At 34.4% G+C, this 19,612-nt stretch carries 19 protein-coding genes; 4 read left to right on the top strand and 15 right to left on the bottom strand.

The window, feature by feature from the left end:
* Positions 1–2 precede the first annotated feature (2 nt).
* The gene (locus LA20249_RS06955) at positions 3–665 is read right to left on the bottom strand and encodes an HAD hydrolase-like protein (protein WP_057737000.1); all 663 of its coding nucleotides are present in this window, start codon (positions 663–665) and stop codon (positions 3–5) included.
* Positions 666–752: 87 nt separating this feature from the next.
* On the opposite strand from LA20249_RS06955, the gene LA20249_RS06960 reads away from it, so the two are divergent.
* Complete coding sequence (locus tag LA20249_RS06960; RefSeq protein WP_057737002.1) at positions 753–3,086, top strand: HAD-IC family P-type ATPase; 2,334 nt, start codon at positions 753–755, stop codon at positions 3,084–3,086.
* A 154-nt stretch (positions 3,087–3,240) separates the two neighbouring features.
* Here LA20249_RS06960 and LA20249_RS06965 read toward each other — a convergent pair whose 3' ends face one another.
* The 4 genes from LA20249_RS06965 to LA20249_RS06980 form a co-directional block, all read right to left on the bottom strand.
* Entirely contained in the window at positions 3,241–3,438 is a 198-nt protein-coding gene (locus LA20249_RS06965; RefSeq protein WP_057737004.1) for a hypothetical protein, read from the bottom strand.
* 72 nt (positions 3,439–3,510) lie between these two features.
* Positions 3,511–4,962: a glycoside hydrolase family 1 protein gene (locus LA20249_RS06970; protein WP_057737006.1), complete on the bottom strand. Its 1,452-nt coding sequence runs from the start codon at positions 4,960–4,962 to the stop codon at positions 3,511–3,513.
* A gap of 64 nt (positions 4,963–5,026) precedes the next feature.
* Positions 5,027–7,033, bottom strand: a complete 2,007-nt coding sequence (locus LA20249_RS06975; protein ID WP_057737008.1) for a beta-glucoside-specific PTS transporter subunit IIABC — start codon at positions 7,031–7,033, stop codon at positions 5,027–5,029.
* A gap of 114 nt (positions 7,034–7,147) precedes the next feature.
* Positions 7,148–7,984: a PRD domain-containing protein gene (locus tag LA20249_RS06980; protein ID WP_057737010.1), complete on the bottom strand. Its 837-nt coding sequence runs from the start codon at positions 7,982–7,984 to the stop codon at positions 7,148–7,150.
* A gap of 434 nt (positions 7,985–8,418) precedes the next feature.
* Here LA20249_RS06980 and LA20249_RS06985 point away from each other — a divergent pair, with 434 nt between their 5' ends.
* Positions 8,419–8,781, top strand: coding sequence for a hypothetical protein (locus tag LA20249_RS06985; protein ID WP_057737012.1), 363 nt, complete (start codon positions 8,419–8,421; stop codon positions 8,779–8,781).
* An 884-nt stretch (positions 8,782–9,665) separates the two neighbouring features.
* On the opposite strand, the gene LA20249_RS06990 is transcribed toward LA20249_RS06985, so the two are convergent.
* Positions 9,666–10,946, bottom strand: coding sequence for an ATP-binding protein (locus LA20249_RS06990; RefSeq protein ID WP_057737014.1), 1,281 nt, complete (start codon positions 10,944–10,946; stop codon positions 9,666–9,668).
* Complete coding sequence (locus LA20249_RS06995; RefSeq protein ID WP_057737016.1) at positions 10,939–11,700, bottom strand: LytR/AlgR family response regulator transcription factor; 762 nt, start codon at positions 11,698–11,700, stop codon at positions 10,939–10,941. The genes LA20249_RS06990 and LA20249_RS06995 overlap by 8 nt, the downstream gene beginning before the upstream one ends.
* A gap of 462 nt (positions 11,701–12,162) precedes the next feature.
* Between LA20249_RS06995 and LA20249_RS07000 the strand changes: the two genes are divergently transcribed.
* Positions 12,163–13,314, top strand: a complete 1,152-nt coding sequence (locus tag LA20249_RS07000) for an MFS transporter (protein ID WP_057737017.1) — start codon at positions 12,163–12,165, stop codon at positions 13,312–13,314.
* A gap of 90 nt (positions 13,315–13,404) precedes the next feature.
* On the opposite strand, the gene LA20249_RS07005 is transcribed toward LA20249_RS07000, so the two are convergent.
* From LA20249_RS07005 to LA20249_RS07015, 3 genes are all read right to left on the bottom strand, one after another.
* Positions 13,405–14,046 carry an SDR family oxidoreductase gene (locus LA20249_RS07005; RefSeq protein ID WP_057737019.1) on the bottom strand — a complete coding sequence of 214 codons (642 nt, stop codon included), beginning with the start codon at positions 14,044–14,046 and terminating at the stop codon, positions 13,405–13,407.
* Positions 14,047–14,187: 141 nt separating this feature from the next.
* Positions 14,188–15,168: a ribose-phosphate diphosphokinase gene (locus LA20249_RS07010; RefSeq protein ID WP_057737021.1), complete on the bottom strand. Its 981-nt coding sequence runs from the start codon at positions 15,166–15,168 to the stop codon at positions 14,188–14,190.
* 15 nt (positions 15,169–15,183) lie between these two features.
* Positions 15,184–15,564: a YueI family protein gene (locus tag LA20249_RS07015; protein ID WP_057737023.1), complete on the bottom strand. Its 381-nt coding sequence runs from the start codon at positions 15,562–15,564 to the stop codon at positions 15,184–15,186.
* A gap of 118 nt (positions 15,565–15,682) precedes the next feature.
* Here LA20249_RS07015 and LA20249_RS07020 point away from each other — a divergent pair, with 118 nt between their 5' ends.
* Positions 15,683–15,922 (top strand): hypothetical protein, encoded by a 240-nt coding sequence (locus tag LA20249_RS07020; RefSeq protein ID WP_057737025.1) that lies wholly within the window; start codon positions 15,683–15,685, stop codon positions 15,920–15,922.
* Positions 15,923–16,031: 109 nt separating this feature from the next.
* Here LA20249_RS07020 and LA20249_RS07025 read toward each other — a convergent pair whose 3' ends face one another.
* From LA20249_RS07025 to LA20249_RS07045, 5 genes are all read right to left on the bottom strand, one after another.
* Positions 16,032–16,619, bottom strand: a complete 588-nt coding sequence (locus LA20249_RS07025; protein ID WP_235806729.1) for a YqiA/YcfP family alpha/beta fold hydrolase — start codon at positions 16,617–16,619, stop codon at positions 16,032–16,034.
* 61 nt (positions 16,620–16,680) lie between these two features.
* Entirely contained in the window at positions 16,681–17,190 is a 510-nt protein-coding gene (locus tag LA20249_RS07030) for a MerR family transcriptional regulator (protein ID WP_057737029.1), read from the bottom strand.
* Between the two features lie 18 nt (positions 17,191–17,208).
* Positions 17,209–18,039: an SDR family NAD(P)-dependent oxidoreductase gene (locus tag LA20249_RS07035; RefSeq protein ID WP_057737031.1), complete on the bottom strand. Its 831-nt coding sequence runs from the start codon at positions 18,037–18,039 to the stop codon at positions 17,209–17,211.
* A 2-nt stretch (positions 18,040–18,041) separates the two neighbouring features.
* Positions 18,042–18,560, bottom strand: coding sequence for an SRPBCC family protein (locus LA20249_RS07040; RefSeq protein WP_057737033.1), 519 nt, complete (start codon positions 18,558–18,560; stop codon positions 18,042–18,044).
* Positions 18,561–18,732: 172 nt separating this feature from the next.
* Positions 18,733–19,536 carry a MerR family transcriptional regulator gene (locus tag LA20249_RS07045; RefSeq protein ID WP_057737035.1) on the bottom strand — a complete coding sequence of 268 codons (804 nt, stop codon included), beginning with the start codon at positions 19,534–19,536 and terminating at the stop codon, positions 18,733–18,735.
* Positions 19,537–19,612 lie beyond the last annotated feature (76 nt).

Raw genomic sequence — 19,612 nt, forward strand, 5'->3', positions numbered from 1 at the left:
AATTATTTCTCCATAGCTAGATTAACAATTTCTTGCGGCTTATTGACGATCCACTCTGACTTGGCTTTTTTTAATTCTGCCAAATCCCCGAATCCATAAGTAACGCCAATAGCTTTCAAATTGTTTTTATGTGCCCCCACAACATCACTATTACGATCCCCAACCATAACGAGATTTTTTGTATCTAATTCAATCGAAGTTTTGTCCATTCCATAGGAAATAACATCTTCTTTCAATGAACGAACTGATTCGTCCTCAGCGGCTCCAAAAACGTGTCTAATGTATTGTTTCATATTTAATTGATCGATAATTCTTTTAGCAAAGATCTCTGGCTTCGAAGTGGCAATGAACAATTGCTTATCTGCTTTACTCAAAGATTCTAACATATCATAGACACCATCATAAACAGTATATTCCATCCAACCTTCTTCTTGATAATATTCTCGAAAGGCGTTTATACTTTGATTGATCAATGGATCATCTGGCGCTACATGATCATACTTTTGAAGTGAAGCACCTAGCGTTGGTCCAATAAACTCATGTAAAATAACATCATTATGAGGAATATATCCTAAAGTATGTTGATACATATATCTCAAACTCTTCATGATCCCTGTTTCAGAATTAATGATAGTTCCATCCAGATCAAAAAATAAATTGTTCAAATTAAATTCATCCTTTTATGTTAAATTTAAGTTATGTAAAGATTATATAGCATTCAATAAAAAATAACTAACAGTCGTAGGTAGAGTATGGTAAAAATCAAAAAACCACAAACATATACCAGTCTCGAAAATGGACTGACGGATCAACAAGTTGATACGCAAGTTCAAAAAGGACTGATAAATGTTCAAATCAAGAAATTATCGCGCCCAATCCCTAAGATTCTGGCCGACAATCTCTTCACATTATTTAATCTTCTCAATTTAATTATTGCAATCCTAATTTTTTGGACCGGTTCCTATCGAAATCTCTTCTTCCTAGGTCCCGTTATTGCCAATATTGTTATTGGTAGTTACCAAGAAATTAGAGCTAAACTTACCATTGATAAAATCAGTTTAGTTAATAGTCAAAATTTTACTGTTGTTCGTAATGGTCAAAGAAAAGAAATCGTCATTGATGATTTGGTAGAAGACGACATCGTTTTAATCAAACGTGGCGATACAATGCCTGCGGATGGAATTGTTCGCTCATCTAATGGGCTACAAACCAACGAATCCGGTATTACTGGTGAAGCTGACACAATTACCAAAAGTGTTGATGATGAAGTCTTCTCTGGCAGTTTTGTCATCGCTGGCCAGGCTAAGATTCAATTGACTCAAGTCGGGCATGAAAGTTTTGTCTCTAAGTTATCATCCGCTGTCGGCAAAGAAAAGCGTTCTGTGAGCGTTTTAATGAAAATAATTAATAATATCATTAAAATTTTAACATACACTATCATCCCCATCGGACTTCTTTTATTTTTCCGTTCCTATTTAAAAAATGGCGATGTCGCCCAATCAATCCTTGGTACTTCCGCCTCAGTCATCGGGATGATTCCAGAGGGATTAGTCTTATTAACCGCCGTCGCTTTAGCAACTGGTTCTTACAATCTCTCCAAGCGAAACATTTTAGTTCGTTCTTTAAGTGCCATTGAAACATTAGCTCGAGTCGATACGCTTTGTTTGGACAAAACGGGTACAATCACAACCGGAAAATTAACCGTTAAAAAAACGATTGCGTATGGTAGCGACGAAAATACTATCAAAGCTATCGCAACAAAAATTGTTGAAGCAACGCAGGAAACCAACGCTACTGCTTTAGCCATTGGTAATTTAAACTTCCAGCCTTTTGAAGATGAAGTCAAAGAAGTCATTCCTTTCTCATCAGAAACCAAGTATTCTGGCTTCATTGACAAAAACGATGTCCGTTACACGATGGGAGCTCCCGAGTTCATCATTCAAAATCCTGATCAAAAAGTAGCCAAAAGAATTAAACAAGCTGCGGAAAACGGCTTTCGGGTCATCGCTATCTTGAAAGAGGACATCAAACAAAGCTTACTAGGTTTACTATTGATTTCCGACGAAATTCGTCCTCAAGCTTCTTCAACTTTTAGTTACCTAAGAAACCAAGGGGTCGACTTCAAAGTCATCTCTGGCGATAATCCAGCTACTGTTAGTAACGTTGCTAACCAGGCTGGAATCGCGACTGGTAATAGTTATATAGATATGAGTAGCATTACAGAGGACCAAGACTACCACAAATTAGTCAAGGAGTACAAAGTTTTTGGTCGAGTACGTCCAAGTCAAAAGGCTGATCTAATCAAGGCAATGCAGGACAATGGTTTGACGGTCGGTATGACTGGCGATGGTGTCAACGATGTTTTAGCAATGCGTCAATCCGACTGTAGCGTTGCCATCGCGGGTGAAAGTGATGCTGCGGAAGCCTCCGCTGACTTTGTTCTCTTGGATCGTAATTTTGATTCAATGATCTTTATGCTAAATGAAGGTCGTCGAGTTATCAATAACGTTGAACGTGTCGCTTCATTATTCTTGATTAAAACAATTTACTCAGCTGTCTTGGCAATTCTCTTTATAATTTTAGGAACTGGTTATCCATTCCAGCCATCACAACTAACACCAATCAATGCCTTAACAGTTGGTATACCTACTTTTTTACTCGCCTTAGAGCCCAACTATACGCCACCAGCGGGACGTTTCATGCGTAACGTTATGGAAATAGCCTTACCTTCTGCTCTCTGCAATATCATCATCATTATAACCATTTCAATCTTAGGTAATCATTTCAACTTTAATTTTGCGACGACCTCGACCCTTTCAGTCTTCACAATCGGTATTATCGGTTACTGTGCGTTAATTTCTATCAGTAATCCGCTATTTATGAGAAAGAAAATTATGATTGGTTTCTCATTTGTTTTATTTATTATTACTTTTATCTTTGGCAACAAAGCTTTTGGGTTGGAAAGTATCTTAAATCTACAATACACTTATCTCTTCATCGCTATCTTCTTAATCGCTTGGCCTTTGTTCATGTTCATGCGAGAAGTCTTAGGTAGAAGAGTCTTTTCTAAAATTAATTGGAAATAACAATATAGGCTATTCTTTACATACATAAGGAATAGCCTATTTTTGTTTAAAGCAAAGGAAGCCAAGTAATCAAAATACGATTACCCAGCTTCCTTATTTAGTGCTTGAAAATAGAATTATTCTACACTTTCATTATCTTAATATTAGAATTAATTTATTCATATTTATGATGATGCCGCATGAATATTTCGTGATCTTTTTCCATACCACCTAAATAGACAATCGACAATACGACCACCGAAAACAATGCCAAAATCGCATTGGGGCGATTGAGAAAATATAAGCCAATGGCGATTAATGCCAAAATTACAATTGAGACTTTTAAAGTGACTCTCGGTACCTTATCTTTCATAAAACAACTACCTCTTTTTACTACTTCTAAGTTTATTATGAAAGCAAAATCTCAGTTACGCAATCAAGATGCTTATTTATTTTCCAAATCTTCACCATTTGATTCGATAACTTTCTTATACCAGTAGTAACTCTTCTTTGGAGTTCTACTGAAGTCACCTTCTTGGTTATCGTCACGATCAACATAAACGAATCCATAACGTTTAGCCATTTGACCAGTACCAGCTGATACTAAATCAATGCAGCCCCAAGGAGTATAACCAATTAAGTCAACACCATCTTTGATGGCTTCTTTCATTTGTTCGATATGACCTTTGAGATAGTCAATTCGATAATCATCTTTGATTGAACCATCTTTTTCAACAACATCACGAGCGCCTAATCCATTTTCCACGACCATGACAGGAATACCGTAACGTCCGTAGACATCATTTAGATACCAACGAAGTCCCTTAGGATCCATTGCCCAGCCCCATTCACTGTACTTGAGGTAAGGGTTCTTAACACCAGTTGAGAAGTTACCGGCGGCATCAGCTTTACTTGGGTCTGTTGTCAAAGTATTTGATGAATAGTAGCTGAATGTATAGTAGTCAACTGTTCCTTCTTTTAGAACTTCGGCATCTTCAGCTGTAATATTCAACTTAACGTTGTGTTCATCCCAGAAACGTTGAGCAAAGTGTGGATAAGCACCACGAACTTGCACATCGCCACAGTAATAGTTATTGATTTCATTAGCCAGTTGAGCTTTCAAAACGTCATCAGGTCTTGAAGTCAACGGATAGTTGACATTACCAGCAATCATACAACCAATCATGTTGTTAGAGTTGATCTTATGACCAATTTTAACAGCTAAAGCACTGGCAACGAATTGATGATGTAAACCTTGCAAGTTATTTTGAATATCTTCATCAGTCATCTCGCCATTAAATGGTGCAGCACCGTCTTTAACAGGCAAGCCAAGTGACATGTAACCACCAAACAACATTCCAATATTAATTTCGTTAAATGTTAACCAGTAGTGAACCAAGTCCTTATATTCTGTGAACAAAGTCTTAGCGTACTTGACGTAGAAATCAATCACGCGACGATCATCCCAGCTGCCGTAAGCTTCTGTCAAATGGTATGGCATTTCATAATGAGAAATTGTTACTAAAGGTTCAATCCCATATTTACGACATTCTTCAAAGACATTACGATAGAAATCCAAACCTTTTTGGTTAGGTTCTGCATCGTCACCGTTAGGGAAAATTCTAGTCCACGCTACTGACATTCGATAAGTCTTGTAACCCATGCCAGCTAATAGCTTGATGTCTTCTTTGTAATGATGATAAAAATCACTACCTTCATGAGATGGGTAATAAGCATTATCCTTCAATTCTTTCGTAAAAACACGAGCCTTATCATAAGTTCCGCCTAACAAAAGATCAGCTGTACTGACACCTTTGCCATCAACATCCCAGGCACCCTCATATTGGTTAGCAGCTGTAGCGCCACCCCACAAAAAGTTCTTTGGAAATTCTGTCATATTCTTACTCCCTCTTTTTTCATTATATTTACATGTTAACGCTTTCTGGCATAAAAATTAAAGCCTAACTTAAATCAATCACACTATCTCCTGGTTCAACATGACCATCAGTTAACGTTTTGACTTCGTTATAGTTCTTAGTATTAGTTACGACAATTGGCGTTGTAACGTCATAACCCTGATTAGTGATTCCATCAACATCAAACTCCATCAACAATTGTCCTTGATGTACTTCTTGATCCTTTTCAACATGACTAGTGAAACCTTTTCCTTCAAGTTGTACCGTATCCATACCGATATGGATCAACAATTCAGCGCCACCTTTAGAATTAATTCCAATCGCATGTTTAGTTGGGAAAACAACGGTAACTTTACCATCAACAGGTGAATAAACTTTTCCTTCATCAGGAAGAATGGCAATTCCTTTACCAAGTGCTTCTGAAGCAAACACTTCGTCCTTAACTTCACTTAGTGGAATAGCCGAACCTTTAATAGGACTAATAATTGTTTCTGGAACAACAGCTTCTTTTTCAACTGTTTCTGGAGCAGCAGTTGTTGTTGCTGCAGCTGAACTAGCCATAGCAGTTGCTAATTGTGGTTCAGCATTGTTGTTAGTAACAGTTTCGTTTGAAGCATTTTCAGCTTTCAGTTCATCCTTACTAAATCCAAAGACTAATGAGAGTCCAAGTGCAGCAACAAAAGCTACAACCCAAGAAATAAGAGCACCATAAACCGTCATATCCATACCGCCAGAGCCAATATAACTAGGTAGTAAGAAGACACCTAAACCTCCGACCATGTAACTCTTAGTTCCAAATATTCCTAGTAAAGCACCACCGATACCGGCACCAATACAACTCATTGTAAAGACTTTCTTACGAGGTAAGGTAATACCATAAATGGCTGGTTCGGTAATTCCAAAGATACCTGACAAAAAGGCTGACCAACCAAGTCCTTGAACCTTCTTACTCTTAACTCTCATAATTACAGCTAGAACAGCACCAATTTGAGCAAATGAAGCGGCACCAGTCAATACAAGAATTGGATCATAATGAAGCGTTTGAATATTTAACATAGCCAATGGAACAAGTCCCCAGTGCAATCCGAAGATAACCAAAACCTGCCATAGACCACCGATAAGAATACCAGTAAGAATTGGGCTAAAGTTATAAAGTCCTGAAGCACCAGCAGCTAAAGCGTCACTGATCCATGAAGTTATCGGACCAACAACTAATAGAGTCAAAGGAACAACAACGATTAAGGTAAAGAATGGTACTAAGAAAGTCTTAACAAATGTTGGAATGACCTTCTTTAAATATCCTTCAACTTTAGAGGCAATCCACATTGCCACAATGATTGGAATAACTGATGAAGTATAGTTCATCATGATTACAGGAATCTTCAAAAATGTAATATGAATTGGTGAAGATAAAGCTGTATTAGCAAACAAAGTGAACAATGGTTTTCCGGTTACAGCCGTTGGATTCAAAGCTACGATGGTTGGATAAACCAAAGCAGCCCCAATTGACAAACCGATGAATTGATCAACGCCAAATTTCTTGGCAGCTGACAATCCTAAAATAATTGGCAAGAAATAGAAGAACGCATCACCAATAGCGTAAAGAATTATGTACGTACCAGAAGTCTTAGTTACTACACCAGTTGTTAATAGAATCGTAGCTAAACCTTTGATCATACCAGTTGCGGCTAAAGAGCCTAATGCTGGGGCGAAAATTCCAGAAATCAAATCAATGAATTTATCTAATAGACTAGTTTTTTCATCGTCTTCGCCATAATCATCTGGAACAGTTCCCCCATCAGGGAAACCTCCAATCTTAATCAAGTGGTCATAAACGTCGGCAACTTCATTACCGATAACAACTTGATATTGACCACCGCTCTGAACAACTGTCACGACACCATCGGTATCCTTGAGTTCTTCAGTATTAGCCTTTTTTTCATCTTTTAATTTGAAACGTAATCTTGTGGCACAGTGAACGACGCTTTTTACATTGTCCTTGCCACCGACTAATTTAATAATTTTCTTAGATAAACTATCATAGTCTTTCATGTTTTCCTCCTTCACTACAAGGCAAACAAAAAAGCTCAAGAGTTTACACCATTCTAAATAAATAAAATAGTGAAATTCCTGAGCTAATGCCTGCCGAACAGTAACACGCTGGTATTAATTTTCTCGATGAGTTACTCGCCAGACGTGCAAGATCAAATACACTTGATCATTTGACGAAAGTGCCCATCCTTTAGTATTTCGCAAAAATGTTGAAATCTTTTGAACAGTTTCATTTTCTTGGGGATATTTAACAATCATTAATTTCAATAAACTAGGATCTAATTGTTCACTAGCAGGCTTATTGGATTTGATCTTTCTAATCAAGAAATATCTCAGATGAGAGACCAATCGACTATAATTGAACGATTCATCGTCCAAAGTAGCGTGATAACTGATCTGAATGATATCGATTATGTCGGAAATCATTTTGGAGACCTGGATCGTGTCCTGAAGGGATTCTTTTTCATTCTCCACATTCACAAAATGATAAGTTAAAAAGACTAGTTCGTCCTTAGTAAATTCAACTTGCAAATCTTGATCAATAATCTTTATTGCTCTTAATGATGCCTGATACTCTTTGGGAAATAATTTTTTTACTTCCCAATTAACTGCTCGATCCGTAAACTCAATGTTTTCTTTTGCCCTTTTATAGGCAAAATTGATATGATCAGCCAAAATTAAATATTGATAATCATTGAATTTAACTTTTAGAAAAGATTCGACATCGTTTACAACATCAGAAGCAGTATCAATGATTGATTTATTATATTCCCCTAAATTATCTATGTTTGCTGTATTCTCTGACTTAAAACGTTGAGTGATTTTTGATGCGTCCACCACATCACCCGTTTTCTTACCAAATCCGATGCCTTTTCCAATAACTACCCATTCAACATGATGGTCATCAACTACGAGAGCGGCATTATTATTATAATTTCTTATAAATTTCAACGACTCACCCTCCTAAAAAAAATACCCACTAATCGCGTACAAAATAGACGCAATACTAGTAGGTTTATGCCTGATCGAATCAGTGACACACATCGTTTACAAAAACTATGATAGCGTTTTCTAAACTATACGTCAAGTCTAGTTTTAAATTTAGATACTATTTCCTCAATTTTTATTATAAAAAATGAATTTTTAAGTTTAATTTATTATTACTTTGTTTAGATATTCTTGATCAAATAATTGATCAAAATCAATGTAAGCGTTGTTATTTTTTAAGTGCTAAATAAACACTACAAAATGTCTAGATACTCCGCTATACTTGAGTCAGCAAGGGATTAGAGCATTGTATCAGCAAGCAATAAAGTCGTTTTTTATCAATATATTTTTTATCATGATATTATGCTAATAATTAAACACAGTAAGGAGTCTTGAATATGCCAAAAAAAATTGCTGTTGTAGCCATGAATACCAAAAAGATTCCCTATGTCGATGGTAACGAACTTATCATCACACTCGATAATCAAAAAGTTTGGTACACCGCTAATACTAAACAGATTAAAATTCCTTTTCTTACAAACGTCTTTAATTCAATGACAAATAACTTTATCAAGAAATTTATGAAACGTTCGACTAAAAAGGATACTGTCAAAGCTAATTACTTTTCAAAGCAAGTTGCTCGTTATCTACTTGAGAATGATTTTGATCAGATCATCTTTGAAAATGAGTTGCTCCGAAAGAATATTTCCCGTCGTTTGGAAAGAAAACATACGACCGTTCCGGAAACTTCACTTGCCTAGGACATATAAGTAAGGTTCAGAAATCTTAAATGATTTCTGAACCTTATTTATATGTTTTCTCTTCAAATTAGAAAGATATCCCTCAGAAATATTCAGTAACTTTGTTCCCTTATTCATTTGATCACTTCAAATTCATGTAGTCGTTTCTATAATAAAAATTACCACTACGTTTTTTAAACATTTCTAAATATTGATTACATAATTCATCTGCCCTTTCTTCAATTTAATACCTCTTATGGGAACAAAAAAAGCCCTTGAGTACACAGATTCTATTATTCAGTCTGTATACCTTGGGGCATTTATTTTTAGATTTTATTTTAGAATTCTTTTAATGTTTACTAACGTTCCAAAAGCATAGCAAACATTAAATATTAGTAGCGTTTTGATAACATCATTGTTAAAAGAAAATTTTGAAGGGAAAATAATTGATAATACCCAAGAAATTAAGAAAGTAATCAGGATACTTATGCATATTCTAATCAAATTTTTTTTCAATGTTTATCACTCCAAATGCCTTAATCTATTGCCATCCCCAATTATTAATTGTCCCCATCAAGAAATTATAATCAAACCAAATTCCACTTTTAACGGTTACTCCTCCTAATATACCAGTTACGGCGAGAGCAGCAACTTGTACATAATGAGAATTTTAATAAAGAATCTTTTCAATCTTTCATTCCATCCCTCCCTTTACTTCTCTCTATACCTAAATAATAAAAAAAATCACTTACGATGAAGTGATTTTTCTTCTAAATGTACAAATTTTGCTATGAAATGTATCTTATGCTTCCGTGCTTCATAAAATATAGAAATAAAGAATAAAATAACGACAAAGTAATTAAATATTTAACCAATTTTTCTGATATACTCCTCATTTATTTCCCCTATTCATTTATTAATGTTATTAATATGCCAAAAGAGTTTCCAGTTATTTTCAAACTAACATGCCCTAAGTAGTTTTTTACTATTAAATCAATAAATTTTAATCCATAATCTTTACGCGCAAAATCTTTGTATCTGAAATTTCTAAACTGATTTAAAGACATTTTTTTCGAATAAGAAATAAATATGCTTACTCTTGATTCTTCTTTATAAATTTTAATTTCAAAAAATTTCTTATCAATATCTTGTTTGACGATATCTTCAAATGCCTTAGCAAATATAACGCTCATAAGATTGACTTGATCTTTTACACTAATGAAATCACTTATATCTTCAGAATGATAGTTACTAATAAATTCAATTCCATTTTCATCACAAGTATCCTTTATCTTATCTATTAATAGTCTCATAGAGATTTTTCCAGTTGGATTACTTATTCTTAATAAATTAGTATTTAAAGTCAAAAATCTATTCTCAATTAAAGTTCTGGCTAGAGAAACATCATTACTTTGAATTGCCTCATATATTTTAATTAATACTTCATCACTTCGATGTACTTGTATTGAAAGTTCTCTTTCCTCCTTATCTAGTAACTTAATTTTCTGTTGTTGCTCTTTATATAGGCCACTTAAGGATGCATATCTTTGTAATTCGAATTCATTTTTTCCTAGTTTATTAACTATAAATATCGAATTGACAGACAATAACAGAGAACAAATAACTATCAATACTTGTAAACCAACCGTATATTCAACTGATCTATAAAATAATACCGTATCAAATATTAATCCAATCACGGGTAATGAATATACTGATATCACTATCATCCAGCTTATTTTTGAATTGCCGAAGCTGAATACGTGTTTAAATATCAGAAAAAATAAAATCCCAATTATTGTTGAAATCACAAAAGCCTTTCCACGACTAAATTCATCAACATATGAGATATTTTCTATAATTAATATATAGAAACTTAATAACTCTAATACAGCATTCACAACAAAGAAGGAAATCATATAAAGAAATTTTAAAATAAATTTCCCCTTGTACAGCATAAGTAAAGTAATCCATCCAATAATTGTTATGGTGCCTGTCAATAATGGACTTATTACAATTATTGTAGATATGAAACCAATTAATACATTAATTACAAAGGAGATAATTAAAAGAAATAGTTTTATATTATTTCTACGTACAAATATTATATCAACATAGTTAAACATTATTGTGACATGTACTATAGCAGAAACCAGTATTGCGCAATCGACTAAATAATTATTCACTTTCATTCATCCCAGATAGGATAAAACTATCTAATTTATCTATCAATTTTTTCCTTCTTAATCTCGATAAAGGCAAAACGATATCTTTGTCTTCCATCAGAACAACTCCACTTTTCACTGCCTTTACTCGCCTTATGTTAATAATCACTGATCTATAAATTTGAAAGAAATATTTTTTATTTAATTTTTCTTTTAAATCATTTAACCTATTATGAATAATAATAGATTTATTTTCCATAGTTATAGATATCGATCTATCATAGGAATTCATAACTTGAATGGCAATAATTTTATCCTCAGGTATAATCTCAGTACTATTGTTATCAATATCTTTAATCATAATTACCTTTTTTTCCCTCTCATCTCTTTCAAAATTAGCTAAAATAGTTGATAATATTTTTTCTAATTTTTCATAAACAACAGGCTTACATATATATCCATCCGGATTTGCTCCAAAAGAATCAAATACAAATTCTGGATAGCTTGAAATAAAAATAACACTTCGTATTTTAGAGCCATAGTTTTTTCTTAACAGCTTAGCTTCATCAATTCCATTATTTGCATTCATCTGGACGTCCAACAATAACACAATATTAAGTAGTTCAGCTTGTCTCATATATTCTTTCAAATCATTTATATCACTAAAATAATACGTTTTAAAATCAATATTATGTCTGATTTCATATATACTTATATATTTTATAATCTTATCCAAATCATCTACATTATCATCACAAACCGCTAAATTTAACATTTGCCTTTTCTCCTACATAACTTATTTTGTTTATATAACAAAGTAACTTGTTTCTCTAAAGCAAAACAAATATTCACTATTAATAATGCCTTGATGGTGTTACCATCAAAAGAAAATCCTGAAGGTCAAATGACTGATACTATCCAAGAAGCTGAAAGGGTAACAATAATAGCTATACATATTCTAAAAAATTCGATTTTATCATGTTTTCTCACCCCAGAGAGGACAATGTTGCATCCCAATTTTTTAGTTCTAATTCCAGTATCTCATGCAGTTAATCTTTTTTAAACAAAAAAACTGAATACCTATAATGGCATTCAGCCTAATGATAATAGGACTCAGAAATCTATCTCAATGATTTCTGAGTCCTATTTTTCTGAAAACCAATCTAAATTACCCAATTTATGACGAAATACATCTATAATAAATTCATTGACCTATTTAGAAAGTAGAAAATTTATTATGAAAACTCGCTTATATACACCTAATGTAATTCTGGTTTTGATTGCCAGTTTCTTTTACATGATGAGTTCAATGCTAATTACGCCAATCATCGCTGAATTCACTCAAAGTATCGGAGCCACCAGCGCCATCGCTGGTTTGATTGCCGGAATCATGAATATAACATCATTATTGTTACGACCAATCGCCGGGAATTTAACTGATCGTGTTTCCAAATACCAACTAACTATGATTGGAGCTTCATTTTTACTGCTAGCCAATCTAGGATACAGTCTGACTACTAATATTGCTCTTATCACTTTTTTGAGAATTATAAATGGTTTAGGATACACTTTATGTTCCGTTTGCATGTCAACTTGGATCGCCGATTTATTGCCACCGACTCGTGTCGGAGCTGGTATGGGAATTTATGGTTTGGCTAATGCTTTGGGTATGGCTTGTGGTCCTGCTATTAGTATTTATCTTTACAAACATGTTAGTCACCAATCTTCATTTTGGGTGGCTGCTTTTTACAGTCTATTTTTGATTATCATTATTCAATTCGTGACTAATCGTGGTCTACCTACCAAAAGTTCTAAAGCTTCTAAGCCACACCACTTGAGAATCGTTCAGCCTCGTGTTGTTCCAATTGCGATAATTTTATTGCTCTTTTCATTGCCTTATTTTGCTACCCAGACCTATATCGTCAGCTACATTGCTCGCCGTCATTTCAATGTTTCGCCAGGAATATTTTTCCCCATCTATGCTGTTATTTTACTAGTTCTACGATTATCAATGCGTGATCTTTTTGATCGAGTACCTTTTCGCAAATTCTTATGGATAAGTTTACTCGGTAACTTCGTTGGACTTATCGGATTGACTTATTTGACCAACTGGTTCCTCTTGTTAATTAGTACGACTGGTTTAGCCGTTGGCTACGGTTTGATGTTCTCAATTTGTCAGGCTAAAGCTTTGATGGTGGTAAATCAAAATGAACATGGAATTGCCAACAGTACCTTCTTCATCGGCGTCGATCTAGGGATGTCTTTGGGACCAATCACTGGTGGATTAATCAGTAACTTCTTACCTATGGCGTGGTTTTATCCCATGATGATGATTACTTTGCCGCTGATTGTTTGGGTTTATTGGGCAAATCGTAAGTTGTTAGGTTAGTTGTCAACTCAATTTTCCAGTATAAAAATGCCTGTATTGATTAAATTTACTAATCAATACAGGCATTTTTGTTTTCTATATTCTAAAGATTTATTCAATTACGTCTGTGATATCCTCATCACCCGTGACAAAATTGAAATCTTTTTTAATTGTTGAAGGTGTCTTCAAGGCTTGTGCAATCACTTTAGCAACGTCTTGTCTTGAAACGCTACCACCTTCGTAGTTACTTTGAATCTTAACTTTTCCAGTCGCATCATCATCTGTAAGAGTGCCTGGATGAACGATGGTATAATCCAAATCGGTACCACGAAGATACTTATCAGCATAATGTTTAGCTGTATAGTATGGTCTAATTCCAGAAGCATTCCACTTGCTAGGATCATCGCTATAAACAGCACTGACCATAATGTAACGCTTGATACCGCGATCTTGAGCAATATCCATTGTCTTGATTGCACCATCAAGATCAATCTCCATTGTTAAATCATCCCCAGCACCACCAGCTCCGGCACTAAATACTATCGTATCAGCTCCTGAAGCCGCAATACTTGCTCTAATATCCTCAGCTGAATCAATCAAATTAATATATTGTGTGGCAATTCCTTTGTCTTCATACTTCTTAATTTGTTCTTCCTTACGTAATCCGGCGACAAAATCAATCTTTTGTGCTTGTAGTTCCTCAACTAGCAAACGCCCAACTTTACCATGGGCACCAATAATAAGTACTTTCATTAAATGAGCCTCCTTTGAATACTGTTACTGTATCAACAAATATTTATTTTGGCTATTATTTTGTATTTTGATAAATAGAAAAAAGAATCTCAATAATCCTTAATTGGACTACTGAGATTCTTTTATGTGAAACTGAGAAAATTATTTAATTTCTGTATAGCTATCACGAACTGTGAACAATGAGTCGATTGATTCATTCAATTCAGTCATCTTAATAGCATCGCCTAACAAGTCGGTTACAGAAAGTATCTTTAATTTATCAAACTTACAATCATCTGGAACTACAATTGAATCTGAAACTAGTACTTCCATCAAATCTGATTTTTCTAATTTCTTGGCTGCATCCTTTGAAAAGATAGGATGTGTTGCAACTGCTGAAATTGTCTTAGCACCAGCAACTTTAACAGCCTCAGCGCTATTGATCATTCTTGTTCCTGTATCAATCAAATCATCAACGATAACACATTGTTTACCATCGACATCACCAATGATATCAGGAATAACTTCGTCGTCTTCAGTTGATCTTTGGTCAACGATAGCAATTTGTGAACCAAAAACTTCTGCCAAAGCACGAGCACGTTTAGTTGAATTGTGATCTGGAGCAACGAAAACAAAGTCATCAGGATTCTTGATTTTCTTTTCAAAATAGCTAGCGAAAATAGGCATAGCACGTAAGTGATCAACTGGGATATCAAAGAATCCTTGAATTTGATCAGCATGCATATCAAGTGCGATCACGCGATCGACTTTACCTAATTCCAACATATTAGCAAATAACTTAGCAGAGATAGGTTCCCTTGAACGAGATTTTCTATCTGAACGAGTATATGCAAAGTATGGCAATACACAAGTTATATTTTGTGCACTGGCACGTCTAAGAGCATCTACAGCAATCATCAATTCCATAAAATTATCGTTAACAGGATCTGAAACTGAATGAATGATGTAAACGTCCTTGCCACGAATACTTTCGTTCATTTGAATGTTTATTTCACCATCACTAAAGTGTGAAACCGAAGCATCCAATAATGGAATCCCCATATAGTCAGAAATTCTTTTTGCTAATGGTCGATTACCATTTAAAGAAAGTAAAGCAACGTTATCTAATGTACTATTAGACATATTTGTCCTCCAAAATTATATAAGTACTGGTCTACCAACAGGTTTACTCTCATCAGCAATCACCAATCCCATGTCATTCTCCGACAATGGACGGTCTTTAGTACGGACTCCTGATTGTGAAACTATTGTAAACTTATACTTTAATTTTACACTCAACTGGAGGTAATTATCCAGTAAATATGAATCAATTTTACCATTTAAATAAAGATGATACTCAGGATACTTCCGCATCACATTTTCAACCGTTTTCACATTATCTGGATTCTTCACTTGTGAAACTGTTAAGGCAATTGCTACCCTCTCAGCAAAGTTACCCAAAAATTTGTTCTTCTCATCAGGCTTTAATTGTGGCTTACCAAAAATATTCTTCTTAATGTAATCTTCAACGTTAGTCATATTTAACCCTCCATATGTCATAGTATAGCTGAGAACGGAATAATATAAAAGAATGATAATCTTTCCTTACTTGTCCTGTAAAATTGTATAATGTTCGTAAAGAAAGGATGTGTTACTTATGGATGAAATGGTATTTTTTAATCCCGGTGATGCAATTGCCAATTCAAAAGACTTTGGTGAGGCTGTCCGTGGAGCACAAATTTACAAAGCTAAGGATCCTTATGAATCATCCCTTATCGTTGCTGAGGATGTCAGCGATAACAAATCTTTTGTGGTTTACTTTGCTAAAGATGAAAAATCTAAAGTAAAAGATTCCGATAAAAGTGTTGTACCCTATCATTTGAAGAAAAAAATCTAATAAAACATTAAAGGGCCGATACAGCAATCATCAATAATGGTTACTGTATCAGCCCTTTTTTACATCTTAATTCAACACTTTTTCGTGTGACACAATTGTCATTTTTCAATCAGGATAAACTTTTTTTCAGCCAATTATTCAAAAAAGCAAGCTGTTCTCTAGTATGGAATCTGTGTTGTCCACCCTGCATAATCGTTATGTGAGCGTTATGACTCTTAGTAAAACTATCTAATGTCTCCATAGAAGTATGATCATCATGTTCTCCATAAAGAATCTCAGTGGGAACTTTCCAAACTACAGGATTTTTTCGAACGTACTGCAAACTCTTCCATGTTATTTCTTCACCATTGATACTTACAACTTTTTGCTGTTCCAATTCTGATTCGGTAACAGAATTTTTAGCTAGTAAATCTTCCAAATACTGTTCCATATTCAACAATGGAGAAATGAAGAGAGCTTTTTTGATATTCATCTTCTTGGTCAACATCGTAAAATATGCGCCAATACTATTTGCTAGTATAAGGACTTGATCGTATTGAGAGCTTACTTGATCATAAACATCTGTGATTTGTTTTTCAACAATCCATGGTAAATATTCTTGATAAGCGACGCCAACAAAATCATAATTTGGACAAATTTCTTTAAAACGTTCAATTTCTGAGGCACTGCCACCTTTACCATGAACGTAAATAATCACTTTTTTCAAAATTTCAGCTCCCAACCTCAAAACAGACGATCATCAAATCATTTGCTTTTATTTAATTTTCTCGATTGCGATAATCTTTAACATTAATAAAATTCTGTAATTCTTTCAAATTTCCTTCATCTTTTAAATGCTGACTGTACTCCTTATCCAAATCTGGGATAACCTCATTTGTTCCAGGAACAAAATGAATTGTTTCAGTTCCAGCTTCGACAGCAGTACGGTAATACCATTCTTTGAATTTTAAATAACTCATGGTATCTTCTAAATCCGTAATCCTTTGTTGCAAATCTTTGTGGTGTCTTTCTAATAATTCATATCTTTTCTCAAGAGTATTATCTCCTTGAAGACGATATTCAATAAATTTAGAGATATCAGCTATTGAGACACCAGCATTTTTTAAGCAAATAATTGTTCTCATCAAATGAATATCATTGTCCGTAAATTCGCGTCGACCAATATCGTTACGATTAACAAATGGCAACAGTCCTGATTTGTCATAATAACGAATCGTATCAATTGTGACGCCTAATTTCTTCGATACTTGCCCTATACTATAGCTCATAAATTACCTCTATTATCATTAATCATCTGTAGATAACGAAATATCTTGACGACTTTTTATTTCCGAGACTAAATTCTCCAAATTATTAAGACCACCCTCATAGGCAAATTGACCTAACGGTAAGTGTTTAGGAATCACTTCATTATTCTCAACTTGATTATAAATCACTTCAGCTATTTTTTGAGGATCTCCTGGTGAAGATGTCACGGAGTCAGATACATGTGAAATGGAATCTCCAAATTGTTGATAATCAGAAATCTTAGGTACAACTTTATTTGAAGAACGTCCCGACCAATCAGTTCTAGCACCACTTGGTTCAACGTTCATAACTTGTATACCTAGATCTGTTACCTCTTGTCGCAAAGTATCGGAATAACCTTCAACAGCATACTTAGTAGCACTATAAAAGCCCATTGTTGGCAAGGTCGTCAAAGCCAAAGCAGAAGAGAGATTTACAATAACACCTGATTTTTGAGCTCGCATAATTGGTAATACAGCCTTAGTCATATTAGCCAAGCCGAACACATTAACTTCAAACATATAACGAACTTGATCCATATTGCTTTCTTCAATTGTTGAAAAATATCCTAATCCAGCATTGTTTACTAATACATCAATCGTGCCAAATTTCTCTTTTGCCGTGGAAACGCCAGCTTTGATTTCTGATTGATCTGTTACATCAATAATTACTTTTTCGATTCTACTACTGTCATATTGATCCAAATAATCTAAATCAGACATCTTCCGCGCTGCTGCAACCAAGTTAGTATCTTTTTTACTGGCAACAACTTGTGCTAATTCTTTCCCGAATCCACTGGAAGTACCTGTTATTAACCATGTTTTTGTCATTATTACATTTTCTCCATATTATTCTTAGTATATTTAACCAAGCCGTCTAACCATTTTTGATGTCCATTGAGCATTGGGTTAGGTTCCTGTTTTGACAACTTTGCTGCTGGCTTACCAACTTGTGATTCCTGAGTCAATAAACGAATTCGTCCATCTGTAAGTTTTTCAATTAAGAAAGCGTGATAGACATCAAACTGTGTCTCACTATCGCCATTCTGCCAACCATGCCAAGCTAAACGTGCCACTTCTCCATCATCAGGTGCTACTAATTCCATGACTTGTGCATCTATTGGAAAACCAAAAGTATCAAAATGAAATGTTTCTGCAAAATGGAGTTTTGTATCCTCTTTATCATTCAGATCAATATTTGTTGCATTATCATAATATTTTTCCCATTTCGAAGTATCAACTAAGTTATTCCAGATATCTTCAATTTCAACGCCACTAGTAATAACCTCGTTGGAAACGAAATTGTCAGTTTTTCCTGGTAAATAGTCTGTAGACCAATTAATTGTTTTCATATTTTATATATCCTTTCGTTTAAAGAATAAAACCATCTTATATCCTGGAGCTGACTCTAGGACAAGGATCAATTCAAAATTTTTTAAATATTTCAGTATATGTAAAGCGAAAAGATTTATATCCCAAGAAAAATCTCAAAAACAATCAATCTGATACTTAATTCAAATCCCACTATTTTTCAATTAAATATTCCAACCACATATTATCTGAGGCGCCACGGTTGGTTAACGTACTACTATCATTCAACTGCCACATATCAGTCGTTACCAAAAGATGTTTATCGTCACAGAATTTCTTTAATTTATCAAGCCCGTAAAGGACCCCTTTCGTGCTATTTTCAACTTTAACGACTGCATAATCGCCACTAGGCTTTTCTATCTTAGGCATAACTTTGCGACTGATATTGGTGCTTGATGCCTTAACGACTCGAAAAGCCGCATCAGGATATTTCTCTGAAGCAATTTCAGGTAAATCAGTTAAAAATCCAGATTGATTGCCATCCATTAAAGCCAATTTATCCAATTGTTTATAAAACTCCCCAAACAATCTAGCAATATCCTCGTCCGTACATGAAGCTTCTTTTCTTGAACACCAAAAAATCGTTCTAGGACGACGGGCCACCATCGGTTCATACAATTTTGCCATTAATTCAGAACCCGCCGAAATCTTTTTATTAACAACCGTTTGAATTTTAGAAAGCTCATCAATTTTCTTATCTATATTCTCTTGAACATTTATCAGTTCATCAATAATTTTTCCATTAGGCTTACTCTGCAACTCTTTAATCTTTTCTAGTGGCAAGCCCAAATTCTTCATCCCTAAAATAAATAATAAATCATACAACTGATCGTAATCGTAATAACGATACCCTTTCTCATTACGCTCTTTAGGATGGAAAACTCCTTGCTCATCATAAAAGATCAGTGTTCTACGTGTCGTATCAGCAAGTTTAGCCATTTCACTTATTTTTAGCATACTTTACCTCATATTATCCTATTGTTTTCTCACTTCAAATTATATTCTAAATCGTAAAAAAAGCGGAACCAGCCGT

Source organism: Companilactobacillus alimentarius DSM 20249 (genome assembly GCF_002849895.1).
Classification (GTDB): Bacteria; Bacillota; Bacilli; order Lactobacillales; family Lactobacillaceae; genus Companilactobacillus; species Companilactobacillus alimentarius.